The following is a 24,301-nucleotide window of genomic DNA, read 5'->3' on the forward strand; positions in this document are numbered from 1 at the left end:
GCTCTGTTTTTCCCTGTTTCTGCGACAGCGAAGTGCATTAAAGAATAGCGTCAAATATACATGCAAAAATTGGACTTCCCCGAACAATACCGACCTCGATACGATTGCATCGTCCCGATCGCCAGACAAAATCGCCAGGGCCAAAAGCATTTGCTCAAAACAACGTAGTCCAAAACTAAAGGAAACGATCATGTGCGACCATCACGCTCCCTCGATGCCCCGCCGTCAGATGCTTTTCGCCGGAGCCGCCGCGATGGCTCTCGGTGGCGTCACCGCCCGGGACGGCTTTGCAGCAGAACCGTCGGCCGGCCCGGCGCCGAACGCGATTGCGCCCGATGCGGCGCTCGCCCGCCTGATGGAAGGCAATGCGCGTTACGTCGCCAATGCGCCTTTGAACAAAGACTACTCTGCTGGACGCGCGGCACGGGTAACGGCTCAATACCCCATCGCCGCGATCGTCAGTTGTGCGGACGCGCGCGTCGCTCCGGAACTGGCTTTCGATCAGGGGCCCGGCGACCTCTTCGTCGTGCGCGTTGCAGGAAACTTCGTCAACGACGATGGACTGGCAAGCCTCGAGTATGGCGTCAAGTTTCTTAGCGTACCGCTGGTCATGGTTCTCGGACATACCAACTGCGGCGCAGTGTCGGCCACAGTGAAGATGATTCAGGAGAACGCCGTCATGCCGGGCCATTTGGGTGACTTGGTGCGTTCCATCAAGCCGGCCGTTCTGGCCGCCAGACATGACGGGGGTGAAGGTGATCTGGCGGCGAGGGCCACGATTGAGAATGTGCGTATCAACGCCGGCCGCCTGACTGTCTCCAAACCAATCCTCGGGCGCTACGTGAAGGACGGCCGGGTAAAAGTGGTCGGCGCCATGTACGATCTGGCCACGGGTAAGGTCAGCCTTTTGTAACGGCGGCATGCGTCATGCAACGCGCTCGTCGCAGCCGCACCCAATCTGCGCGGGCATCCTTCGACGAGCGCGTTCATGGCAGATCGAACCTTTGACGGGATGTGACAGGGTTTCGTGCGCACCATGTGGACCGACCGGTTGAATCCACAAGCCGGTGCGGCCAGTCGGACAGTATCCCGAGCAGCCGCTGTACGCCCGGCAATAGACGCTGGGGCAAAGCGCGCTTGCCCCGGCCAACCACCATCCCGCTTCACGTATGCCGCCAATTTTTCCCGGTGCAATATCCGGTGCAAATTTGGTGCACTGAGTCGCGTAAACAGCCGTGTCTGGCTATGTCGCGGCACCTGTCAGGGAACGGAGAATGTCGCGCAATGCCCTGGAATAGCAGGGATTACAGCGTTTGGCTTGATGTGGCTCGAAGCCTAAGTGGTACCGGGGACCGGACTTGAACCGGCAAGCCCGAAGGCGGCGGATTTTAAGTCCGCTATGTTTACCAATTTCATCACCCCGGCAAGGGCACGCATTCTAACATCCCCCACCAAGATACGTCAGTTGAGTATTATGAGTGTATGCACGCTCTGCGCGCGCCAACGGAGATCGATCCATGCTGGAGAATCTCGACCGTATCGCCATGTCGCTCGACGCCATCGAAGCCGCCGCCCGTGACGTTGCCCTGGAATCCCCCCAGAACGCACAAGCCCTCTACACCGCGCTCATGGAAATTCGCAACGCCATCGCACTCGTCGCCCAGGAAGTGGTGCGGCTCGAACACGAATTCCACGGTCCCATCAGCAACGGGTAATCGTGGCGCCCCCTGCGCACCGCCCCACCTGCTGGCAATTGGCCGTGGCCTTCGGCGCCGTCGGCGCGACAGGCTTCGGCGGCGTGCTGCCGTGGGCGCGTCGCATGGTGGTCGACCAGCGCCACTGGCTGACCGACCGGGAATTCGCCGAACTGCTGCCGCTCGCCCAACTGCTGCCCGGGCCGAACGTCGCCAACATCGCCACCGTATTGGGACGCCGGTTCCAAGGGCCACGTGGCGCCGCCGCAGCCGTCGCCGGTCTCTACTTCTGCCCGACCATCGCCATCATCCTGATCGGCTTCGCCTACGCGCGATGGGGGCAAACCGCGCTCGTCCAGCACCTCCTCTCCGGCCTCATGCCCGCCGCCACCGGACTGGTGATCGCCACCGCACTGCGCCTGCTCGCCGGACTGCAACGGCACTGGAGCACACTGACCTTCGCCGCCGTCACCTTCATCGGCAGCTTCGTTTTCGGCCTGCCCCTGCTGCTCGTACTCGGCGTGCTCGGCCCCTGTGCGGTACTGGCCGCCCATCGATTGGCGCGTCAGCGACAACCCGCCCCATGAACACGCTCATCGACCTGTTTCTGCACGGCTCGCTCTGGTCGCTGCTGGCCGTCGGCGGCACCAATGTCACGCTGGCGGATATCCACCGCTACGCCGTCGAGACCCGCCACTGGATCACCGACGCCCAGTTCGTCACGTTCTTTTCGCTGGCTCAGGCCGCCCCCGGCCCCAACGGCATGGCCGTTACCTTGATCGGCCTGCAAGCCGCCGGTCTGCCCGGCGCGCTGACCTCCACCCTCGCCAAATGCGCGCCAAGTTCGCTGCTGGCCTATCTCGTCGGCGGCTGGGTCGACCGGCACGAACAGTCCCCGTGGGTGCGCGCCGTCCGGCGGGGCCTCGCGCCGATCACCGTCGGGCTGCTCGCGGCCAGTAGCGCCGTGCTCGCACGGGAAGTCGACGTCAACGTCGCACGCACACTCGTGACGCTCGCGGCCATCGTCGTCACGCTGCGCACGCGCTGGAACCCATTGTGGCTCATCGCCGCCGGCAGCCTGCTCGGCCTTACGGGCTGGCTGATGTAGGACGTTTTCCCGCCCATTCCGGACACCGCCCGCGGTTACGAACCGTCACAGACGGCGTCGGGCAACGGGTCTACAATAGGCAGCACGTTTCACAACGCGGTGTGTCCCATGGCCCTCCCCTGTTGTACGTCGCAAGCCGAGGCGCCCTCCGGCACCTCCCAGAACACCACCCGCTCGCGCACTGCACGCGACGGCCCGCCGGCTCACGTATCGACGGCGCCGCTGCACGTCCGCTACGACACCGTACGCGCCGCGTCGGTCGCCTTTGCCCAAGGCCTCTCGGACGCCGACGCCACCGTGCAGTCGATGCCCGACGCGAGCCCCATCAAGTGGCATCTCGCCCACACCACCTGGTTCTTCGAGACCTTTCTGCTCGGTGAGCCCGGCGCCCTGTCCGGCAGACGCTACCGCCCCTACGATCCGCGCTTCGCCTATCTCTTCAATTCGTATTACGAAGCCGCCGGTCCACGCCATCCACGCCCGCAGCGCGGCTTGCTCACGCGCCCCACGCTCGACGATGTGCTGCGCTACCGCCAGCACGTCGACACCGCCATGCACGAGTTGCTATTGCATGCCGACCCACCGGCCGACGCCCGCGCCCTCATCACCCTCGGTCTACATCACGAGGAGCAGCATCAGGAACTGATGCACACCGACCTGCTGCATCTCTTCGCGCAGAATCCCTTGCGCCCGGCACATCGCCTTCCATCGTCTGTCTGCGAAATCGCCGCACCGCTGCAATGGATAACGCACGACGGCGGGCAGCATCGCATCGGGCATCCGGGCGAATCCAGCGGCCATTTCGCGTTCGACTGCGAAACCCCCGCGCACGATGTGTTGCTGCGCCCCTTCGCCATCGCGTCACGTGTGGTGACGAACGGCGAGTGGCTCGCGTTCATCGAAGACGGCGGCTATCGCATGGCGGGCCTCTGGCTGTCAGACGGCTGGGCGACGGTGCAACGCGAGGGTTGGGGGCATCCGCTGTACTGGGAATTGCACGACGGCGAATGGCAGTCCATGACGCTCGCCGGCATGCAACCGATCGACCACGACGCGCCCGTGCGGCACATCAGCTACTTCGAAGCCGACGCCTTTGCTCGCTGGGCAGGCAAGCGTCTGCCGACAGAACAAGAGTGGGAGGTGGCGGCCAGCACTACCGCATCCGCACAGCCGGCGATGGCGCAATGCTATGGCCCGGTCTGGCAGTGGACGGCAAGTCCGTACGTCGCCTATCCCGGATTCCGGACGGCAGCGGGGGCCGTCGGCGAATACAACGGCAAGTTCATGTGCGGACAGTTCGTGCTGCGCGGCGGCTCGCTCGCCACGCCGCCCGGGCACGCACGTGCCACGTATCGCAATTTCTTCTACCCCCATCAGCGCTGGCAATTCTGCGGCCTGAGGCTCGCGGAGGACCGCTGATGTCGCAAGCTACCCAAGCCACGGCGTTCGTTTGTCCGTCACTACCGGAAAACGCTTTCGCCACCGATGTTCTCGCCGGTCTCGGCCACACCCCGAAGTCGCTGCCCAGCGTCTGGCTCTACGACCAGCGCGGCAGCGAACTGTTCGAGGAAATCACCGGCCTCGACGAGTACTACCAGACCCGCACCGAAACCGCACTGCTCGGCGAGTGCGCCGCCGCCATTGCCGATGTCATTGGACCGGACGCCGTCGTCGTCGAGTTCGGCAGCGGTTCGAGCCGCAAGACCCCCCAGTTGCTCGACGCCCTCGTCACCCCGCACGCTTACGTGCCGGTCGACATTGCCGGCGACTTCTTCGACGACGCCGTCGCCGCGCTCGCACGCCGCTGCCCCGGCATTCCGATGTTGCCGGTACGCGCCGACTTCACCCGGCCGTTTCACCTGCCACCGCAGTTGCAAGACAAGCAGGGGCCGCGCCTCGGCTTCTTCCCCGGCTCGACGATCGGCAATTTTGCCCCTGGGCAAGCGGCCGCATTTCTCTCGCACGTCGGCAAGATGCTCGGCCCGCGCAGCCGGATGGTCGTTGGCGTGGATGCTTGCAAAGACCCCGCCGCGCTATTGCCCGCCTATGACGACGCACGTGGCGTCACCGCGCAGTTCGATCTGAATGTGCTCGCCCGCATCAACCGCGAACTCGACGGCGACCTGCCGCTCGACGCCTTCCGCCACGAAGCCCGCTTCAACGCGGCGGCAAGCCGTATCGAGATGCATCTGGTCGCACAGCGGCCTTTCCAGGCAAGCGTGCTGGGCCATCGCTTCACGTTCATGACAGGCGAATCCGTCCATACTGAGAACTCCTACAAATACGGTCAGACGGAATTCCGCGCCCTGGCAAGTTCGGCAGGATGGGACGTGGAACGCGTCTGGCTCGACGCTCGCTCGCGTTTCGCCATCTATCTGCTGCGCCCCGCCACCGGCGGCTGACCCAGCCGCTTCGCGCGGCACGGCGATGGCGTCGGCTATCGCCGACCTCATCCGCGCACGACACCCGCCCGCTGAGTGTGCGTCACGCGCTCATCGCCTGTGCACCGTCCGTCCGGCATGACGGCCGGTTTTTTTTGGCCGGTATCGCTAAAGTTTGGGCATCGTTGTGCCGTTGATGCATGCAGACACCTGCTGTGCGGCCTGCGAAATGTGAATTCCGACGGGCGCGGCGGCAGCGCGACGATTCATTGGCAACGGATACGCAAGAATCGCCGCCATAAACGCCCGAGGATCAGGCACACCGGAACGCCGGTGCGTATTCCCTCCAGGCCATTTTCACAGCGCGCGGCCACGACCGCAGCGCACCGTTGACACGACGTATCGCTGCACATGATTTCACGCGCAATGGGGATGCACGTGGCACGAGCTTCGGCGGTAGCGCCTGCAGCTCGCGGCACTCACACAGACGCTCGGCTGGCAGGCGCGCGCTCGCACGCCCCGTGGCTTCACGCCATCGTCGTCACGTCAGGGAGCCCGTCACGATGAGCCGCATTGCACTGACGCTCTCCGACGCCGCACTCGCCGATTTGCAGAAGGACTTCGACGCCTTCGTGCGCATTTCCGCCGCCGTCGACCGTCACTTCACGCCGCCGCCTTTCGACGACTTCCTGCGCGCCCGCCTGCTCGACAGCACCGTACCGCTCACCGAAGCCGCCGTCGCCCAACTGCTCGCAGGCGGTCACTACGCATGGGCCAAGCGCACGTTCGACAAGCAGTTCCCGGACGTCGTCTCGATCATCCTGAATCAGGCGCGTCAGCACGGGTTCCATTTCGTGTCCCGCCCCGAATGGACGCGCGAAGACATGTCGCGTCAGGCCAGCCGCTGGGCCGAAGGCATTGTGCGGGAAGCGAAGGGCGAGGAACGTATCGTGGAGTCGCTCGCCGGGCAGATTGTCAGTTCGGTGCAAGACCTGCGCACGCTCGAAGCGACGTTGCAGACACCGGCATGGCGCACCGCTTCGGTGCTGCGCGAACGCGTATTCGAAGCCAAGCGCAGTGTGGAGTCCGCCCGTGCGCTGCAAGCGAGGGAAAAACTCGGTGAGTTGCAGGCGCTCCTCGATCTGGCCGTAATTTACGGTTCGGTCAGCGCTCAGGAATCCGAACAGTTGCTGGACTATCTGCGGGTCCTGCGTCCCGAGTTGTTCAACGACGATCCGAGCGTCTTCGAGCGGTTTGCCGCGTGGCTGCGGCGTCTGTTGACGCCGGACGTGCCTCGCCCGGCAGCCGCAAAGGAAGTACCACCGCCCGCCGCGAGCGTCGATCCGTCGCATCCGAACGCCGACACCCTGCAATCCCCCATCACGCGCTGACGGCCGGGCGACGCCGATGCGCTCGCCCCCCCTACCGCCGTCCGACGCAGCACTCACCGGTTGAAGATCAACGCCACGCCCGCGCTTGTGATCAGCGCGCCCCACCAGGCGCCTGCCGCCGGGCGCTGCCGGGTGCGAAGCCACAACAACGGCAACACCATGACCGGCGTGGTTGCGGAGAGCGTCGCAATGACGCCGGTGTTGCCATGTCCCATGCCGTAGAGCAGCAATGTCATGCCGACGGCCACACCGACGAAGCCCGAGGCGGCCGTGAGCGCCAGTGTTCCCGGCGTGAAGGCCGAGAAGACGGCACGTCCGCGCCGCGCGGCGACAATCGTGAGCCCCAGCGCCGACACCCCGACGCGCACGGCCGACGCCCCTACCGGATCGACACCTGCCGCCATGACCGGCTTGGCGATCAACGTGCCGATGGAATGACACAGCGCCGCCGTCAGGCCAATGGCCACGCCCACCCGCACGTCGCCCCGCACGGACTCCCAGTGGTGCGCATCCTCGCGACGCCCGCCGAACGCGATGGCCAGCGCCACCCCCGCCGTCACGAGCGCCACACCTGCCACGGCACGCCAACCGAGCGCCTCGCCGAGCCAGAAGTAGCCAAGCACGGCGGTCATCGGTGCGTTCGTCGCGAAGACGATGGAGTTGCGGCGCGGCCCGAGGCGGCCGAGCGAGGTGTAAAGAATCGTGTCGCCCACCAGAATGCCGATCAGCCCCGACGCCGTGAGCCGCAGCCATTGCGCGAGGGTCAGCGACGGCCAGCCGCGCAGCACCGCCAGCGCGATGAGCAGCATCGCGAAGACCAGCAGCATGCGGGCATAGTTGAAGGGGAAGGAACCCGCCTGACGTACAGGCGTGATGGCGATCATGCCGCTGCAGGCCCAGCAAAGGGCGGCGCCGAGCGCGGCGAGGTAGGCAAGTTCGGTTGTCATGGTCAGGGGGCGGACGGCACAGGGTCGCAACCGCCCCCGCCGTTGGGACGCCATTATACGAGTCACATGCCCCATTCGGGGGCATGGCTCCGGCGCTGACCTCAGATATCTTCGTCGAGTCGATGCAACGCGTCGAACATCTCACGGTAGGCCGCCGCAACGCCGTAGGCACCGCGCAACATGCGTAAGCGCGCCGCGACGTCGAGCTCACCGGCTTCCTCCACCCACTGCGAGAGTAGCGAAGTGCCGCCGCAAACACTCGCATCGTGCCGCGCATGGGCGCAGACCGCCGCAAACCCTTCGGCAGCCGATGGATACCGCTGCGCCAGCGAATCGAATTGCGCCTCGATCTCGCTGGCTGCACGCACCGTTGACGGGGCCTGGCTCAGCGCACAGCAGCCGACGTAAGTCGGCATATCGCCCGCTGCGTCGATGATGAAATCGATCAGCGCGTGGGTCGAATCGAACGCGCCGCTGTCGAGGAACGTGCGGGCCGTCGGACCACAGCGCAGAAGCCCGGCAGCGAGCATCGTCGCCTGCCCGCGCTGTTCGCGATACTGACGTAACAGCAACGGCCGCAGTGCCGCATCGGTGCAGCGCTCGACAGCGATGCGATTGTGGACATCGGCCCCGGCGGCGCGATGGTAGTGCTGCGCGAGAAACGCCAGCACCTGAATGTCGCTCGACTCGCCGGCCAGAAACCGGGCCCAGAACGGTGCGGCGAAAATGCCGCGCACCCAGTCATCGCAGATCTTCCCGAATGCCGGAACGACATCGCACCGTGTCGCGGGCAACACATGCACCAGCGATTCGTCGACGAGCGTGGCAAGCCATGTGCCCGGCACCGGCGCTTCGGCAAGCAACAAACCATGCCGCAGACGGTCGAGCCAGACAGCAATGTCGGCAGGCGCGCTGTGCAATGTGCACGACACCTCATGCGACGAGATGGTGACGGCCTGGGTGTCACTCGTCCAACGCGCGTGCGGCGACACGATGACCCATACCGCCTTGGTGGATGCCTCCGGCGTCGGGTGCGAGCCGGAAGTGGAGTCGGCGACCGATGACATGATCGAGGCACTCATCGGACGATGGCCCCGAGCAACGTCACCCACGCGGGATCGATGCGTCGCACGACCTCCACGCGAAGCGCCGCCGCCCCGTCGTCCAGCGACAGGCCGGGCACGCTTTGCATTGCATTCGCGGTGCTGCGGCATGCGGCGCGCCCCTTGCCGCGCGACGACTGGCGCGTTGTTTTGTCGGAGGAACGCGCAGCCCGATCACCGGCGGACAGTGCGCGTCCTTGCGCGCCGGTGGGCGACTCAAGCACGACAGGAAGAAAAGGAAAAGGTGACGGCGGTGCATTGGACGGCATGTCGGCTCCTTTCGAAATACGGATGACGCAGCGCAAAGACTGCCGCACAGGCCGCTCATGCCATGCCGGGCAGGAGCGCAGATACCTGCGGGTCAAACGTCTACATTAGGAATCCCTCACGGGGTCGGAAAAGAACGGAGACTCTAGAAGTGCGCAAACAACGTTGTCATATCGCCGTCATATCGCGCCCCCGTCACAACGCCGGTTTGATGAAGACCACCGGCAACCCCCTGAGAGATAGCGAAGGTTCAGCATCGGTCGCCATCGTGAACGGCAAATGCCTACATTCGCTCTCCAACAGACAATTTTGAGACTATTCCCAAGAACCTGAAGCATCGCTGCGGCGACACGCGATCAGGCCAGGGCGCTCTTCTCGTATCGGCGTTGCCGCGCCCCCGCCTCGCGGCATCAGCCAGTCGCTCAAAGTGAACTAAGGGTTACCCCAAAAATGAGCCTCGCCGGGTACGAACACGCGAATTCGCACCTACGCTAAGACATTCAGAGTTCAGACGCAGAGACGCTACGTATGCCCGACGCCCCTTCCCAATCGGCAGACACGCTTGGCACCGCCAAGCCTCATGCCAAAGCCCGCCTTCGCGGAGCCCTCGGCCTGGTCGAGTGGCTCGGCAATGCACTGCCACACCCGGTCACGCTCTTTGCCATCATGACGGTGACGGTCATCGCACTGTCGTCGATCAGCGCCTGGCTCGGCATTTCGGCGGCTGACCCGCGCCCCGCCAACGCGGGCGACGTCATGACCGTGACGAATTTGCTGACCGGCACCGAACTCGTGCGCTGGGCCAGCACCGTGACCCTGAACTTCACGGGCTACGCCCCGTTGGGGACGGTGCTGGTCGCCCTGCTCGGCATCTCGATTGCCGAACATTCCGGCCTGCTGTCGACCGCGCTCCGGGCGCTGGTGGTTGCCGCGCCGCGTCGTTGCATCACCATGGCGATCGTCTTTGCCGCCGTGATCTCGAACGTGGCCTCGGATCTCGGCTATGTGGTGGTTCTGCCGCTGGCCGCCATGCTGTTCGCGACGATGGGCCGGCATCCGCTCGCCGGTCTGTCGGCGGCATTCGCGGGCGTGTCCGGCGGCTACGGCGCCAATCTGCTGCTCAGCACGTCGGACCCGCTACTGGGCGGCATTACTCAAGGTGCGGCGCAACTGCTCGCCCCGGAATACAGCGTCAGCGCGGTTGCCAACTGGTACTTCATGGCCGCCAGTTCGTTGCTCGTCACGTTCGCGGCCACCTGGGTCACCGAACGCATCATCGAACCCCGCCTGGGGACGTGGCATCCGCAGGACGGCGACGCGCAAGCGCTGTCCCCGGACGCGCACACCCACCGCCCCATCGCCCCCGAGGAGCGTCGCGCACTGTGGGCCGCACTCGGCTGCATGCTGGCATGCGGTGTCGCCTTGTTCTCGATGGCGTGGCCCGGCAGTTCGCCCCTTCGCGATGCGGCCGGCGAATACGGCAGCCGTGCACCGCTGTTCGGCAGCGTCGTGGCATTCATCGTGATCTTCTTCGCGCTGCCGGGGTTGCTCTACGGAGTGATGACTGGCGCGTACCGAAACGACCGCGACGTGATCGCCGCCATGTCGAAGACATTGGGCAGCCTTGGCCAATACCTCGTCCTCGTGTTTTTCGCTTCGCAGTTCGTCGCCCTGTTCGGGCGCAGCGGATTGGGCACCATTCTCGCGATCAAGGGCGCGAGCTGGCTCAGCGGCGTTGCCGACAACGGGCCACTGTTGTTCGTCGGACTCATCGTGCTTTGCGCCGCAGTGAACCTCATGATCAGTTCCGGCATGGCGCAATGGGCGCTCATGGCGCCGATCATCGTGCCGATGATGATGCTGCTCGGCTATGCGCCGGAAGTCGTGCAGGCCGCGTACCGCATCGGCGATTCCGTCTCGAACATCGTCACACCGATGCTGAGTTACTTCGCGCTCATTCTCGCGGTAGCAACACGCTACCAACGTGATGCCGGCGTAGGAACGTTACTCGCCCTGATGTTGCCGTACGCCATCGTCTTCACCATCGCATGGACGGCATTCTTCTGCCTTTGGGTATTCGGTCTGGAACTGCCGGTCGGGCCGAACGTGCAGCTTCGATACACCGTCCACTGAATGCCGCGCTGAGGTCGCTCACTTGAAGTACCATGATTGTTTCCGATGGTGCTCTCAGGAGCGACTCTCATGCCTCTCTATCAGCGTCTTCCCATCTTTGTTTTCGAGATCGAAGCCTGCGAGAACCTGAAGTTCATTACGATGGCGATTCGCTTCAACCTGGATCGCAACGGCCAGCATCTGTCGCTGGCCGATTGGCAGCGTCTTCCACAAGAAGCGCGAGAAACGCTGGCGTCGTGCCGGCCGGGCGACGAGGATTTCGCGGCGCGTCTCGATGAGATTGTCCGCGACCATCTCGGGCAAGCGGTCGAGCGCATTGTCGACCCCGCTCCCACGGCGTGGCAGGATTCGAATGCGTTGCCGCCGGGGTTACTCAGGCAATGCGAGCTGGCCGACCTGCTGCCGCCCGATGTCGGCGACTGGGCCACACTCACCCCATTTCGCCGCTATGTGCTCGCAAAGCTCTCGCGACGCGACACGCTCAACCACTGCTTCGTCCCCGCCATGCTCGAGTTCGGACTGGCGCAGACGCAAGCCGAACTCTGAGCCACAACCGGCGGAAAGCCCCGGCCCCCGCCGCAGGATCAGGTCACCGGCGCCGGGTTGAACAGCGTCAGCGCGTTGTGCAGCCCCCACCGCTCGGCCCAGGTCTTTTCTCCGCTCGCCACGGCGAGCATCCGGTGAAAGAGTTGCCACCCGATGTCTTCGATGGTGGCGTCGCCCGTCGCAATGCGGCCCGCGTCGATATCCATCAGATCGTGCCAGCGGCGCGCCAGATCGGAGCGCGTGGCGACCTTGATCACGGGCACCTCGGCCAGTCCGTATGGCGTTCCCCGACCGGTCGTGAAGACGTGCAGATTGATGCCTGCCGCGAGTTGCAGCGTGCCGCAGATGAAGTCGCTCGCCGGGGTCGCGGCGTAGATCAGTCCGCGCTGGTGGGCACGGTCGAGCTTCGCACCGGGAGCCACCACACCGTGAATCGGCCCGGTGCCCGATTTCACGATCGACCCCATCGCCTTTTCGACGATATTGGACAACCCGCCGCGCTTGTTGCCGGGCGTCGTGTTGGCGCTGCGGTCTACGCGTCCGCGCTCGAGATACGCGTCGTACCACGCCATCTCCCGAATCATCGCTTCGGCAACTTCCGGCGTGGCCGCGCGTGAAGTGAGTTGGTCGATCCCGTCGCGCACCTCGGTCACTTCGGAGAACATCACCGTCGCCCCCGCGCGCACAAGCAGATCCGTTGCAAAGCCCACGGCCGGGTTCGCAGTGACGCCGGAAAACGCGTCGCTGCCGCCGCACTGCACACCCACGATCAGTTCGGATGCCGGCACCGTCTCGCGCTGCCGCGCGTTGAGCCGTGCCAGATGCGTGTGCGCCATGGCGAGAATCGAATCGATCATCGACAGGAAGCCGATGTGTGCGTCGTCTTGCAGACACACGGTGTCGGGCTTTCCGTCAGCATCGGCACTGCCGATGGGAATGCTCCCCGCCGGCAGCAGACGCTCAGGCTGGAGCTTCTCGCACCCGAGACTCACCACCATGACCTCGCCGCCGAAATTCGGGTTCGTGGCGATGTTGCGCAACGTGCGGATCGGCACGATGGCGTCCGGGGCGTCGATGGCTACGCCGCAGCCGTAGGTATGCTCGAGCGCGACCACGTCGTCGACATTCGGATACTGCGGCAGCAATGTCTCCTTGATGCGCTTAACGGCAAATTCGACCACCCCGGCCACGCATTGCACCGTTGTGGTGATCGCGAGGATATTGCGTGTGCCAACCGAACCGTCGGCGTTGCGATAGCCCTGAAATGTGAAGCCGTCGAGCGGCGGTAATGCTTCGGGTACCCGCGTGCTGATCGGCAGACGATCCAGCGACGGCGCCTCGGGCATGGTGAGATTGCGCTCGTTGACCCAACTGCCGGCGGGCAACGCCCGCGAGGCATAGCCGATCACCACGCCGTAGCGAATCACCGCCGCCCCCTCGGACAAGTCCACCAGGGCGACTTTGTGTCCCTGCGGCACGGCGTCGACTAGCATGAGCCCGCCCGCAAACCGGCTACCGGCGGGCAAACCACCGTCGTTCACGACGATAGCAACGTTGTCGTCTTCCTGCATCCGGATGTAGCGCGGCACATCCTTCGCCGCCTGCCCCGGTCCCGATCCTGATCCCAATTCGCCCGCCGCCGTGCGAGCCGTGTCCATCGTCGATGCCATGTTACTCACTCCCCCTGCTGTCCTGATGGGACGCAACACCCGCACTTGACCCACGCGTGCGATTTGTCGCGCTCCTCAACGCATTGTCCGAATCACCTGCCGCTGTCGTTGACGCTGGCTCAACCACCCGTCACTTATGCGTCATCATACATCTAGATCCCCCATTTTGGGCATAGACAAGGGCCTTCGACGGAATCGGGAGAAACCCTTCTCGTCCCTTTTGCGGGTTTATCCCACTGCCATTCGGACAGCCACCCTCTTGTCCGGTCCGATCACATGTTATACGATGACATATAACTTAGCGCCAAGCGCTGGTTGAGCCTCTTTTTCCCTCATCGAATCCGGCCCTGCGGCCGACAGGAACTCTTGAAATGACTGCACCTCAAGAACTCAAGCAGATCGTCTCCGACGGCTTGTTGTCTTTTCCCGTGACCGACTTCGACGCCAATGGCGACTTCAACGCCCGTGGCTACGCAGCCCGTCTGGAGTGGCTGGCACCGTTCGGTGCAACAGCGCTCTTCGCCGCAGGCGGCACAGGCGAGTTCTTCTCGCTCACGCCCCAGGACTACAGCGCAGTCATCAAGACGGCGGTGGACACCTGCGCAGGCAAAGTGCCGATTCTGGCCGGCGCCGGCGGCCCGACGCGTCTGGCCGCCGAGTACGCGCAGGAGGCCGAGCGCCTTGGCGCCAAGGGCGTGCTACTTATGCCGCACTACCTGACCGAAGCCAGCCTGGACGGCATTGCCGCACACGTCGAACAAGTCTGCCGTTCGGTGAAGATCGGCGTGATCGTCTACAACCGCGCCAATTCGAAACTGGGCGCCAACGAGCTGGAGCGTCTGGCCGAGAAGTGTCCGAACCTGATCGGTTTCAAGGACGGCGTGGGCGACATCGAGCGCATGGTGCAGATTCGCCGTCGCATGGGCGAGCGCTTCTCCTATCTGGGCGGCCTGCCGACGGCCGAGGTTTATGCTGCGGCCTACCGCGCACTGGGCGTGCCGGTGTACTCGTCGGCCGTCTTCAACTTCATTCCGAAGACGGCAATGCGGTTCTATCGCGCCGTGTGCGAGAACGACCAGGAGACGATGGGCCGTCTGCTCGACACGTTCTTCCTGCCGTATCTGGAGATTCGCAACCGCCGCGCGGGCTACGCCGTGAGTATCGTCAAGGCGGGCGCGAAGCTCGTCGGGCACGACGCCGGCCCGGTGCGCGCACCGCTGACCGACCTGCTGCCGGATGAACTCGACGCGCTCAATGCCCTGATCCGGCAAGTGGAAGGCTAAGGAGAATGCACATGCAGATCACCGGCGAGATGTTGATCGGCCGCACCGACGTGCGCGGCAATGCGGGAACGCTCGAGGCGTTCGATCCGTCGCGCGGCGAGCGCCTGACACCGGCGTTCGGTGCAGGCACCGTGCAGGATGTCGAGCGTGCGTGCGACTTGGCGAGGGCCGCGTTCGATCCGTTTCGCGCCCTGCCGCTGGCCAAACGCGCCGAGTTTCTCGAAGCGGTGGCACAGGCGATTCTCGATCTGGGCGACGCACTCATCGAGCGCGCTCACATCGAGACCGGATTGCCTGTCGCCCGCCTGCAAGGCGAACGCGGACGCACAGTTGGTCAATTGCGGATGTTTGCCCGGGTGGTACGTGACGGCCACTTCCTCGACGCCACCATCGACCCCGCCCAGCCCGCACGCGAACCGCCGCCGCGCAGCGATTTGCGTCTGGCGAAGATCGGTCTGGGTCCCGTGGCGGTGTTCGGTGCGAGCAACTTCCCGCTGGCGTTCTCGGTGGCGGGTGGCGACACGGCGTCGGCGTTCGCTGCAGGCTGCCCGGTGATCGTCAAGGCACACTCGGCACATTTGGGCACGTCCGAACTCGTGGCACGTGCCGTTCGGTCTGCCGTGCAGAAGCTCGGCCTGCCCGAAGGGGTGTTCTCGCTGCTGGTCGGCGAGCGTGCGGTGGGCGAGGCTCTCGTCGCGCACCCGGCAATCGCCGCCGTAGGCTTCACCGGTTCGCGCAGCGGCGGCCTGGCACTGCAACGTATCGCGCAAGCGCGCGCCGTGCCGATCCCCGTGTATGCCGAAATGAGCAGCATCAATCCCGTCTATCTGCTGCCCGAAGCACTAGCCGCGCGCGGCGACGCCATTGCCAAGGGTTTCGTCGATTCGCTGACGATGGGTGTGGGTCAGTTCTGCACGAACCCCGGGCTGGTACTCGGCATCACCGGTGACGCGCTCGAGCGCTTCTGCCGTAGCGCCACCGAAGCGCTCACGGCGAAGGCCGCAGGCACGATGCTGACGCCAGGCATTCATCAGGCGTACGACAAGGGCGTGGCACGACTGGCCGACGAGCCAAACGTGTCGGTGCTCGCACGCGGTCAGGCGGGCAGCGGGTGTCAGGGGCAAGCCGCCCTTTTTCGCACGACGGCGGCCGAATTCCTCGCCACACCGGCGCTGCATGACGAAGTCTTCGGCCCCGCGTCGGTCATCATTGCCTGCGATACGATCGACGAGATGATCGCGATCACCGAGCGTCTTGAAGGCCAACTCACGGCTACGCTGCAACTCGACGCAGGCGACACCGCGACGGCACGCCGTCTGCTGCCGAGTCTGGAGCGCCGCGCCGGACGCATCCTGGCAAACGGCTTCCCGACCGGTGTCGAGGTGTGTCATGCGATGGTGCACGGCGGCCCGTTCCCGGCCACGTCGAATGCGATGTTCACGTCGGTGGGCGCGAGCGCCGTCGATCGGTTCCTGCGTCCCGTGTGCTATCAGGATCTGCCCGATACGCTGCTGCCCGAAGCGCTGCAAGAAGCCAATCCGCTCGGTCTGTGGCGACTTCGCGACGGCGCCTTGTCGCAATCGTAATGTCAGCACACGCTCCGGCACCGCGCACGCAAGCGTAGAAATGACAAACGCCCTCGGATTCGAGGGCGTTTGTCATCGGGGCGACGTGCCAGAGAGGTGACGAAGCGGCTATGAAGCGACTACGAAGCCGAATGCCCTTGCGTGATTTCCGGCAGCATCAACAAACCGTACAGCGGCGCGACAGGTCCATCCGACAGCGCCTTGGCCACGGCCTTGAGATCTGCCGACCCCGGTGCGCCGATGAGGGCGTAACCGATCTGTCCCTTGCGCCACGTCACCACCCCCATCTGGTCGATCTTTTGCTCCGACACCCCCTGATCCGGACGCGGATCGCGCAGTACGCACAACGCAATCGGATCGCCCGTCTGCGGCAGATACACCATCTGCACGAGCGCCCGGTCCTGCCAGCGCAGACGTTGCACGCGCTTGAACGTCAGCCCCTGCGAGCGCAGATCGGGAACGTTGATATCGAGTTTGTCGTTTTGGCGAATATCGCTAACGGTGCGCTCGGTGTCGCTCTCGTCCACCCGAACCGATGCGATCGTGTCGCGCGCATACAGTTGCTGATACTCGGCGGCCGCGCGCACCCAAGTCGTGCCTTGCGGCGACTTCGGCGGCGGCATCGAGGCGGACATCAGCCCACCGCTGCCCGCCCCCGACTTGTTCTGCGCGCCTGGCACCAACGACAGCGTGACGGCGGTCGCCGCCACACCCGCAGCAAACGCCGCAGCGAGCCACCATGCGCGCACGCGCCGTCCGGCAGGAGCATCGTTGGCGGCGGGCAGGTTATGCGCATCATCGACACGAATGGAGGCAGCAGACTCGAGCGGGACCATAACGTCGGCAGTCCTGCCCTCCACCGCCATCTGCTGCAACGCATGTGCACGCAGCAGGGCTTCGATATTCGCGCTAAGACTGTCCGGCACCGGCGGAATCACTTGTGCGGCGAAGGTCTCGCGATATGGCAGACGCGACGCGCGCAGCGACTCGACCGCGTCGATCAATTCGGGCGACGCGGTAATCGCCGCTTCCACTTCCTCCCGCTGCGCAGCGGAAAGGGTTTCGTCGACGTACGCGAGCAGGCGGATATCGTCTTCGTTCATCACGCGTCCTCCTCACATGCGCCGGAGGCGGGGCCGGCACCATCGGCGCCACGGGGTTGTCTCGCCGGGTGACGGAACTGGTCGCCGATCGTACGGCGTGCGCGTGACAGGCGGCTCATGACCGTGCCGATGGGAACGTCGAGCACGAGCGCCGCCTCCTGATAGCTGAGCCCCTCCACAGCCACGAGCAGCACGACGAATCGCTGCGCTTCGGGCAGACGGTCGACGGCACCGAACACCTGGTGAAAACTCGCCAGATCCTCCGGCGTCGACGCCTGAAGATCGGGGATCGCTTCGACATCGGCGTCGTCCCACGCCAGACTGCCGCGCGAACGAACGCGGCGCGCGCGGATCTCGTTGATCCACGTGGTATGCACAATGCTGTACATCCAGCTCAACGCCGAGGTGCCCGGCTGCCATTGAGGCACACGCTCGAGCGCATGCACGCAAGCGCGTTGCACGAGATCCTCGGCATCGTGGTGGTCGCCCGTAATGCGCAGAGCGAACGCCCAGAGGCGTGGCAGCAAGCCCGGGAGCAAACTGGGCAAATCCTGACCGGTCATCGGCGAATTTCCTGGCGGAGGGTGCTTGGCGGCAAGCCAGTCCGAAGCATCGCCAGCGGATACCGCTAGCGTCTGCCGCGAAATTATACTGAGCCGCCACGACTTTGCATTCTGGCGCGTGGCCAGCCGGAACACCAACACCCTCGGCTCCCCGTTAATGCTGCCCGCGTCCTCTCTCAGGGCTTGACGACGTGCCACACATCCTTGAAGCCATCGCCCTTCTTATCGCCCGGCGCGGCATCTTTCGAGAACAGGTAGACCGGTTTGCCCTTGTACGCCCATTGCATCTTGCCGTCGTCGCGCGTGATGACGGCGTAGTCGCCTTCGGCCTTTGCCCCCGGCGCGGCCATTACCGGCGGCCAGGCCTCGGCGCAAGGACCGTTGCAAGTGCTCTTGCCGCTGCCGGCCATGTCTTTGTCGAACGTGTAGACGGTACGGTTCTGACCATCGACCAGCATGCCGCCCATGGCCTTGAGCGGGGTCTCGGCGTGCGCGGCAGCAGCAGCGAAAAGACCTGCGGCGGCCACGACGGCGGTGAGCATGGCGGACATCGATTGACGTTGGTTCATGACTTTGGCTCCTGAGTTAAATGTCGGTGACGACACTCTCAGAACGCCTGGACCCCGCGCCTTATTCCATCGAATTCGATCGATATTTTTTCGTTGCGGCGCAGCAATCGGGCCACGCAGCCGGCGCAACGCATACTGACGCGCGTCGCCTCAATGGCTCGTTGGCAGCGATGGGGATACCGCAGGCGCCGCGCGAATCTTCGGGGTTCCGAAGGCGCGCGGCACCCGCACGGCTTACGCGTCCTTCGGCGCTTCCTTGACGCGGCTCACCAACTGCGTCGGACTCACGAACTGAAGCGCGATGAGCACCCACAGCAGGGTGATGGCCATGTAGATCATGGCCATCGCGTCGATGGATTGTGGCGCCCGTACACCGGTCGAGAACACCGCGTAGTAGAGGGCAACGACCAGCGTCTGCGTATCGGGCCCCGCCGTGAAGAACGTCAGTTCGAACATGCCGATGGTACGCACCAGCGTCAGCAGTCCCGCAGCGAGAATGCCGGGCACCAGCAACGGCAGCAACACGTGACGGAAGTACTTCTGCGTATTCGCGCCGAAGATGCGTGCGGCAGCTTCGAGATTCGGGTCGATCTGCTCGATGAACGGGGTCATCACCAGAATCACGAACGGCAGCGAAGGCACGAGGTTTGCAAGAATCACGCCCGTGAGCGTGCCCCCCAGCCCGACCTTGTAGAGCACCGTCGCCATCGGAATGCCGTACGTCACGGGCGGCACCATCATCGGCAGCAGAAAGACCAGCATCGCGAGCCGCTTGCCGGGGAACGGCACCCGCGCCAACGCATACGCCGCAGGCACACCCAGCGCAATCGACAGCAGCACGACAGCCCCCACGACTTCGACGGTCACCCACAGCACCTGCGCGAGCTGGAAGTCCTGCCATGCCTGCGCGTACCAATGCAGCGTGAAGCCTTCAGGCAAGGGGGTGCCGAACCAGCGCGTAGCGAACGAGTTCATCGTGACGGTGGCGATCATCAGCCCGACGTTCACGAGGAAGAAGATCATTGCGCCCCACACCAGCGCGCGCCAAAGGCGCGAGCCCGGTCCTTCGCGACGCATCTTGCGACGTGCCGGGTTCGCCACTGCGGCCGGACTCACGGGCGAAGGCGTCGTCATGAAATCTCCGTTCTGCGCGGCCAGCGTTCCGGCCAGATGCTTATCCGTACCGCTCATCCCTTACCTCCCGTGGTGGGACCACTGTAGAACGCCCGGCGTGCGCCGAGCATGCCCGCCACGATCAGCAACTGAACGAAGCCCATCACAATGGCAACGCATGACGCCAGCGAGTAGTCATAACTCTCGAACGCCGCTTCATATGCCGCAATCGATACCACTCGCGTGGCACCGGCCGGCACACCCAGCAGCACGGCCGACGGAAACACCGAGAATGCCTGCACGAACGACAGGCATGCCGCCATCGTCAGTCCCGGCACCAGCAGCGGCAGATAGATCAACCGGAATTGCTGCCATGGCCCGGCGCCGAGCGTGCCGGCCGCGCGTGCGAGCGTTGGGTCGATGCCCGTCACGTACGACAGAATCAGCAGGAACGCGAACGGAAAGCCCGAGATCACCAGCGAGATCAACACCCCCCAGTAGTTGTGCGTCAGACGCACTTCGTCGCTGTACAAACGCAGTGCGTGCAGCGCCTGCGGGAACCAGCCGTTCGGACCGTAGTACGTCAGCATGCCGTCGGCGATGAGCACCGTGCCGAGCGTCACCGGCACGACGAGCAGCATCGTCACGAATTTCGAAGCGCGCGTGCTCTTGCGCAACGCGAAGGCGGCCGGCACCGATGCGCCCACGTTGATCAACGTCGCGGGCACCGCGAGCTTGAGCGTGATGAGCACCGTCGGCCACAGCGTCGGCTCCGTGAAGAACTTGAGATAGTTCGCGAAGACACCGCCGCCCTCCATCGGCTGGAACGACAGGAACAAGCCGTAGGCGAACGGGTACACGAACATCCCGATCAGGCACACGAGCGCCGGAGCGACCAGCCAGCCCCGGCTGTCGAAGCGCGCCGCCGGGGTCAGCGACGAGGCAGTCGTGGCCGCACTCATACGCGCTCTCCCGCGTAGACGAGCGTGCGGTCGGCGGGCACGTGAAGCGGCACACGCTCGCCGACGGCATAGTCGCCGGGCAAGCGTGCATAAAGCGGCCCGAACGGCGACGCCACGCGCAACAGCGAATCGCGGCCACCATACTCGACGGTTTCCACAACCGCTTCGAACGCGTTGTCGTTGGCGGCCTGTGCGCGCTCGAAATCGTCGGGACGAATCGCCACGCTGACCTGGCCCTCGCTGCCCGGCGACTCCATGAGCACGCCGTCGAACGAAGCGCCACCGCACGATACACGCGCATGATCGCCCTGCGCCGACGTGATCGACACATCGAGCACATTGCGATAGCCCATGAAGCGCGCCACGTGCAAATTGCGCGGACGACAGTACACATCGCGCGGCGCGCCGATCTGCTGCACCACGCCCTCTTTCATCACCACGATGCGGTCGGCCATGGACAGCGCTTCGTCCTGATCGTGCGTGACGTAGATGGTTGCGCGATCGAGCTTGCCGTGAATGCGGCGGATCTCGGCGCGCATCTCGATGCGCAGCTTCGCGTCGAGGTTCGAGAGCGGTTCGTCCATCAGCACGACGGGCGGTTCGATCACGATGGCGCGAGCAATCGCCACGCGCTGCTGCTGCCCGCCCGAGAGCTGGCCCGGCAGCTTGCGCTCATGCCCCACGAGTTGCACCAGTTGCAACGCTTCCCGGGCGCGTTTTTCGATCTCGGCGCGCGACACGCCGCGCATACGCAGGCCGAAGCCCACGTTATCGAGCACGCTCATGTGCGGAAACAACGCATAGTTCTGGAAGACCATGCCGAAGCCGCGCTTCTCGCTCGGCAGCACGTCAATGCGCTCGTCGTCGAGCCAGATCGCGCCGCCGGTAAGCGGCGTGAGTCCGGCAATACAGTTGAGCGCCGTCGATTTGCCGCACCCCGAGGGGCCCAGCAGGGCGATGAATTCACCTCGCTCGATGGTCAGGTCCAGGCCGTTCAGGGCGGCCACGGACTGCCCCTCCGCGTTGGTGAAACTGCGCGCGACGTTATCGAGGCGCAGGTGTTGAAAGTTGTGCTTCATACGCGACTCCGATCACTCCGGTCACTTCGATTTCAGCGAGCCGATCTCGGCATCCCATTTCTGGAACGCCGCCACCATCGCCGTCGCGTCGAGCGGCACGGCATGCGGGAAGTCGGCGATGAGTTTCGCGTATTCCGGACGGCCGTACTTCGCGATCACTTCCTGGCTCTTCGCCGGGGCGGCAGACAGCGGCACGTCCTTCACCGCAGGGCCCGGATAGAAATAGCCGTCGTCATACGTGAGCGCTTGCTGTGCCGGCTCAAGCATGAAGTTGATCAGCTTGACGATGACGTCCATCTTCTCTTTCGGCACGCCCTTGGGAACGACGATGTAATGCGCATCGTTGACCCACGTGAACTTGTCGAACGATTGCACCTTGAACGTTGCCGGCACGATGCCCAGGGCACGCGGATTGATGTCCCAGCCCGTGACGGTGAGCGTCATGTCGCGACTGCCCTCACCCAGTTCCTTCATCACGGCCGACGTGCCGCCCGGGTAGTACGGAATACACGCGTCGAGTTCCTTCAGGAACGCCCACGTCTTGTCCCACCCCTTGACCGGGTCGTGCGGGTCTTTGTCGCCCAGCAGATACGGCAAGCCCATGAGGAACGTGCGGCCCGGCCCCGAGTTGGCCGGACGCGCATAAATCAACTTGCCCGGATTCGCCTTGCACCACGCGAGCAGTTCGGCGGGCGTCTTCGGCGGGTTGCTCACCTTGGCCGGGTTGTATTCGACGAGGGGGCCTGCCGGCATGAACGTCACGGCCAGACCGTAACCCTTGGAGAGTTCCTGCATGGCGCGCACATTGGGCGCGTACTTGTCGAGCACGCCCGGAAACTTCGCGCTGTAGTCGGGCAGCAGACGTTGCCAGAGATTTTGCTGGATACCGGCCGCAAGGGCGTCGGTCCCGGTGAGCACGATGTCGATATCCGAGCGCCCGGCCGATTGCATGGCCTTGATCTTGCCCGGCAGTTGCGGGGCAGGCGCGTTGGTAAACGTGATCTTCGAGACCAGATCCGGGTATTTGTCGCGGAACGCCTCGAAGCCCTTCTGCGTAAGGGCGAGGTTACCTGCGACGTCGACGATGTTCAGCGCGACCGGCGCAGCGGTTGCGGTACTCGCCATGCTTCCCAGTGCGGCGGCACATGCCAGTGCGCCAAACGCGTGTTGCCAGAATCCCCTGCGGCTAAAGACCATGTTGTCTCCTCTTTAGAGTTGAATTTCTCGTAAGTCATCATATGACTCGAATGGCGAATTTGCAATCATGAGACATGCCGAACCGCCTCAGAGATTTCCCTAGGAAAGCGAAATATTCGCGCCAAACCCCGTGATATAAGGCGATTTAATGAGAACACCCAGTCGCTTATCAGGGATTACACCGATAGAGAGGCGCCCTGCGCGTCACCTAAATTACGCCCAGTCATACGATGACGTAAAAGTTACTTTAACAAACGCATATTGCGTATTCGTCCGTGGCCTGTGTCTGCGGAGAAAGGGAATCAGCCACCGTGAAAATCCATCGCATCACGATCACCCCGATTGCTTTTCGCGACCCGCCGCTGCTCAACGCCGCCGGCATTCATGAGCCATACGCACTGCGCTCGATCATCGAAATCGAGACCGATAACGGGCACATCGGGTTGGGAGAAACGTATGGCGATGCGCCGGTTCTGGCATTGCTCGAAAACACCCGCCCGCACCTGATCGGAATGGACCCGTTCGACACCAACGGTCTGCGCGAGCGCGTGGCGGCGGTAGTGCGTCAGGGCGTTCGCGGCGAGCGCGTGGAATACGAACTCGCGCCGGGCACCGACCCGCGCAAGGACGTGGAGAAAATCTATTCCGCGTTCGAAGTCCCGTTCCTCGACCTGCAGGCGCGTCATCTGGGCATACCGCTCGTCGAATTGCTCGGCGGCGCGGTGCGCCAGGAGGTGCAGTACAGCGCGTACCTCTTCTTCAAGTACGCGCAGCACATCGACGCACCGGCGAGCGGCTATGCGCCCGACGGCTGGGGCGAAACACTCAGTGCCGAACAACTCGTTGCGCAGGCTCGGACGATGATCGACACCTACGGCTTCGGCAGCATCAAACTCAAAGCCGGTGTGCTCGATCCCATGGAGGAAGTGAAGTGCCTCAAGGCACTCAAACGCGCATTTCCGGACAAGCCGTTGCGCATCGACCCAAATGGCAACTGGTCGCTACCCACGGCGATTGCGATGGGACGTGAACTCGCAGGCGATCTCGAATACTACGAAGACCCCACTCCCACGCTCGAAGGCATGGCGGAACTGCATCGCGCCACAGGCATGCCGCTCGCCACCAACATGGTGGTCACCGACCTGCGGCAATTCCGCGAGAACGTGCGTCTGAACGGCGCGCAGATCATCCTCTCCGATCACCACTACTGGGGCGGATTGCGCGACACGCAAATGCTCGCACGCATGTGCGAGACGTTCGATCTCGGCTTGTCGATGCACTCGAACTCGCACCTCGGCATCAGCCTGATGGCGATGACGCATCTGGCCGCGAGCGTGCCGCGTCTGTCCTATGCATGCGACACGCACTACCCGTGGCAAGCCGCCGACGAGGAGGTTGTGCGCGGCGGAAAGATCGCCATCCGCGATGGCGCGGTCGCCGTGACGAAAGCGCCGGGACTCGGCCTCGAAATCGATCAGGACCAGTTGGCCAAGCTGCACGAACAGTACCTGCGTTGCGGACTGCGCACCCGCAACGACGCGGTTCAGATGCGCAAATACCGGCCCGACTGGAGCGGTAAGGCACCTCGTTTTTAGCACCAGTGAGC

At 64.4% G+C, this 24,301-nt stretch carries 23 protein-coding genes and 1 tRNA gene; 12 read left to right on the forward strand and 12 right to left on the reverse strand.

Annotated features, from left to right (window positions below; genetic code table 11):
- Positions 1-190: 190 nt before the first annotated feature.
- Positions 191-913 carry a carbonic anhydrase gene (locus C266_RS23425; RefSeq protein ID WP_010808232.1) on the forward strand — a complete coding sequence of 241 codons (723 nt, stop codon included), beginning with the start codon at positions 191-193 and terminating at the stop codon, positions 911-913.
- A gap of 427 nt (positions 914-1,340) precedes the next feature.
- Here the strand turns inward: C266_RS23425 and C266_RS23430 are convergent.
- Positions 1,341-1,425, reverse strand: a tRNA-Leu gene (locus tag C266_RS23430).
- A gap of 92 nt (positions 1,426-1,517) precedes the next feature.
- Between C266_RS23430 and C266_RS23435 the strand changes: the two genes are divergently transcribed.
- The 6 genes from C266_RS23435 to C266_RS23460 all read left to right on the forward strand — a co-directional run bounded on the left by C266_RS23435 (position 1,518) and on the right by C266_RS23460 (position 6,574).
- Positions 1,518-1,715 (forward strand): hypothetical protein, encoded by a 198-nt coding sequence (locus C266_RS23435; protein WP_010808231.1) that lies wholly within the window; start codon positions 1,518-1,520, stop codon positions 1,713-1,715.
- 44 nt (positions 1,716-1,759) lie between these two features.
- Positions 1,760-2,281 carry a chromate transporter gene (locus C266_RS23440; protein ID WP_010808230.1) on the forward strand — a complete coding sequence of 174 codons (522 nt, stop codon included), beginning with the start codon at positions 1,760-1,762 and terminating at the stop codon, positions 2,279-2,281.
- Positions 2,278-2,802 (forward strand): chromate transporter, encoded by a 525-nt coding sequence (locus C266_RS23445; protein ID WP_010808229.1) that lies wholly within the window; start codon positions 2,278-2,280, stop codon positions 2,800-2,802. The genes C266_RS23440 and C266_RS23445 overlap by 4 nt, the downstream gene beginning before the upstream one ends.
- Before the next feature lie 108 nt (positions 2,803-2,910).
- Positions 2,911-4,221, forward strand: a complete 1,311-nt coding sequence (egtB, locus tag C266_RS23450) for an ergothioneine biosynthesis protein EgtB (protein WP_010808228.1) — start codon at positions 2,911-2,913, stop codon at positions 4,219-4,221.
- Positions 4,221-5,204: an L-histidine N(alpha)-methyltransferase gene (gene egtD, locus C266_RS23455; RefSeq protein ID WP_010808227.1), complete on the forward strand. Its 984-nt coding sequence runs from the start codon at positions 4,221-4,223 to the stop codon at positions 5,202-5,204. The genes egtB and egtD overlap by 1 nt, the downstream gene beginning before the upstream one ends.
- A gap of 542 nt (positions 5,205-5,746) precedes the next feature.
- The gene (locus C266_RS23460; RefSeq protein ID WP_010808226.1) at positions 5,747-6,574 is read left to right on the forward strand and encodes a DUF4088 family protein; all 828 of its coding nucleotides are present in this window, start codon (positions 5,747-5,749) and stop codon (positions 6,572-6,574) included.
- Between the two features lie 53 nt (positions 6,575-6,627).
- Here the strand turns inward: C266_RS23460 and C266_RS23465 are convergent, their stop codons facing one another.
- The 3 genes from C266_RS23465 to C266_RS23475 all read right to left on the reverse strand — a co-directional run bounded on the left by C266_RS23465 (position 6,628) and on the right by C266_RS23475 (position 8,893).
- The gene (locus C266_RS23465) at positions 6,628-7,521 is read right to left on the reverse strand and encodes a DMT family transporter (RefSeq protein WP_010808225.1); all 894 of its coding nucleotides are present in this window, start codon (positions 7,519-7,521) and stop codon (positions 6,628-6,630) included.
- A gap of 101 nt (positions 7,522-7,622) precedes the next feature.
- On the reverse strand, positions 7,623-8,588 hold the full coding sequence (locus tag C266_RS23470) for a hypothetical protein (RefSeq protein ID WP_010808224.1): 966 nt from the start codon (positions 8,586-8,588) through the stop codon (positions 7,623-7,625).
- A gap of 11 nt (positions 8,589-8,599) precedes the next feature.
- Positions 8,600-8,893 (reverse strand): hypothetical protein, encoded by a 294-nt coding sequence (locus C266_RS23475; RefSeq protein WP_010808223.1) that lies wholly within the window; start codon positions 8,891-8,893, stop codon positions 8,600-8,602.
- A gap of 526 nt (positions 8,894-9,419) precedes the next feature.
- On the opposite strand from C266_RS23475, the gene C266_RS23480 reads away from it, so the two are divergent.
- Complete coding sequence (locus C266_RS23480; RefSeq protein ID WP_010808222.1) at positions 9,420-11,024, forward strand: AbgT family transporter; 1,605 nt, start codon at positions 9,420-9,422, stop codon at positions 11,022-11,024.
- A 69-nt stretch (positions 11,025-11,093) separates the two neighbouring features.
- The gene (locus C266_RS23485) at positions 11,094-11,570 is read left to right on the forward strand and encodes a nitrate reductase associated protein (RefSeq protein ID WP_010808221.1); all 477 of its coding nucleotides are present in this window, start codon (positions 11,094-11,096) and stop codon (positions 11,568-11,570) included.
- 38 nt (positions 11,571-11,608) lie between these two features.
- Here C266_RS23485 and garD read toward each other — a convergent pair whose 3' ends face one another.
- The gene (garD, locus tag C266_RS23490) at positions 11,609-13,141 is read right to left on the reverse strand and encodes a galactarate dehydratase (RefSeq protein WP_246831225.1); all 1,533 of its coding nucleotides are present in this window, start codon (positions 13,139-13,141) and stop codon (positions 11,609-11,611) included.
- Between the two features lie 470 nt (positions 13,142-13,611).
- Between garD and kdgD the strand changes: the two genes are divergently transcribed.
- Both kdgD and C266_RS23500 read left to right on the forward strand, forming a co-directional pair.
- Positions 13,612-14,523 (forward strand): 5-dehydro-4-deoxyglucarate dehydratase, encoded by a 912-nt coding sequence (gene kdgD, locus C266_RS23495; RefSeq protein WP_010808219.1) that lies wholly within the window; start codon positions 13,612-13,614, stop codon positions 14,521-14,523.
- Between the two features lie 11 nt (positions 14,524-14,534).
- Complete coding sequence (locus C266_RS23500) at positions 14,535-16,109, forward strand: aldehyde dehydrogenase (NADP(+)) (RefSeq protein WP_010808218.1); 1,575 nt, start codon at positions 14,535-14,537, stop codon at positions 16,107-16,109.
- Positions 16,110-16,228: 119 nt separating this feature from the next.
- Here the strand turns inward: C266_RS23500 and C266_RS23505 are convergent, their stop codons facing one another.
- The 7 genes from C266_RS23505 to C266_RS23535 form a co-directional block, all read right to left on the reverse strand.
- Positions 16,229-17,212, reverse strand: coding sequence for an anti-sigma factor (locus tag C266_RS23505; protein WP_010808217.1), 984 nt, complete (start codon positions 17,210-17,212; stop codon positions 16,229-16,231).
- The gene (locus C266_RS23510) at positions 17,212-17,775 is read right to left on the reverse strand and encodes an RNA polymerase sigma factor (RefSeq protein ID WP_010808216.1); all 564 of its coding nucleotides are present in this window, start codon (positions 17,773-17,775) and stop codon (positions 17,212-17,214) included. The genes C266_RS23505 and C266_RS23510 overlap by 1 nt, the downstream gene beginning before the upstream one ends.
- 176 nt (positions 17,776-17,951) lie before the next feature.
- Positions 17,952-18,344 (reverse strand): hypothetical protein, encoded by a 393-nt coding sequence (locus tag C266_RS23515; protein ID WP_010808215.1) that lies wholly within the window; start codon positions 18,342-18,344, stop codon positions 17,952-17,954.
- A 234-nt stretch (positions 18,345-18,578) separates the two neighbouring features.
- On the reverse strand, positions 18,579-19,535 hold the full coding sequence (locus C266_RS23520; RefSeq protein WP_010808214.1) for an ABC transporter permease: 957 nt from the start codon (positions 19,533-19,535) through the stop codon (positions 18,579-18,581).
- On the reverse strand, positions 19,532-20,419 hold the full coding sequence (locus tag C266_RS23525; RefSeq protein WP_010808213.1) for an ABC transporter permease: 888 nt from the start codon (positions 20,417-20,419) through the stop codon (positions 19,532-19,534). The genes C266_RS23520 and C266_RS23525 overlap by 4 nt, the downstream gene beginning before the upstream one ends.
- Positions 20,416-21,498, reverse strand: coding sequence for an ABC transporter ATP-binding protein (locus tag C266_RS23530; RefSeq protein WP_010808212.1), 1,083 nt, complete (start codon positions 21,496-21,498; stop codon positions 20,416-20,418). The genes C266_RS23525 and C266_RS23530 overlap by 4 nt, the downstream gene beginning before the upstream one ends.
- Before the next feature lie 21 nt (positions 21,499-21,519).
- Positions 21,520-22,623, reverse strand: a complete 1,104-nt coding sequence (locus C266_RS23535) for an ABC transporter substrate-binding protein (protein ID WP_246189883.1) — start codon at positions 22,621-22,623, stop codon at positions 21,520-21,522.
- Positions 22,624-23,006: 383 nt separating this feature from the next.
- Between C266_RS23535 and C266_RS23540 the strand changes: the two genes are divergently transcribed.
- Positions 23,007-24,290 (forward strand): glucarate dehydratase family protein, encoded by a 1,284-nt coding sequence (locus C266_RS23540; protein ID WP_010808210.1) that lies wholly within the window; start codon positions 23,007-23,009, stop codon positions 24,288-24,290.
- Positions 24,291-24,301: the final 11 nt, after the last annotated feature.

It is taken from the genome of Pandoraea sp. SD6-2 (genome assembly GCF_000389825.1).
Lineage (GTDB): Bacteria > Pseudomonadota > Gammaproteobacteria > Burkholderiales > Burkholderiaceae > Pandoraea > Pandoraea communis.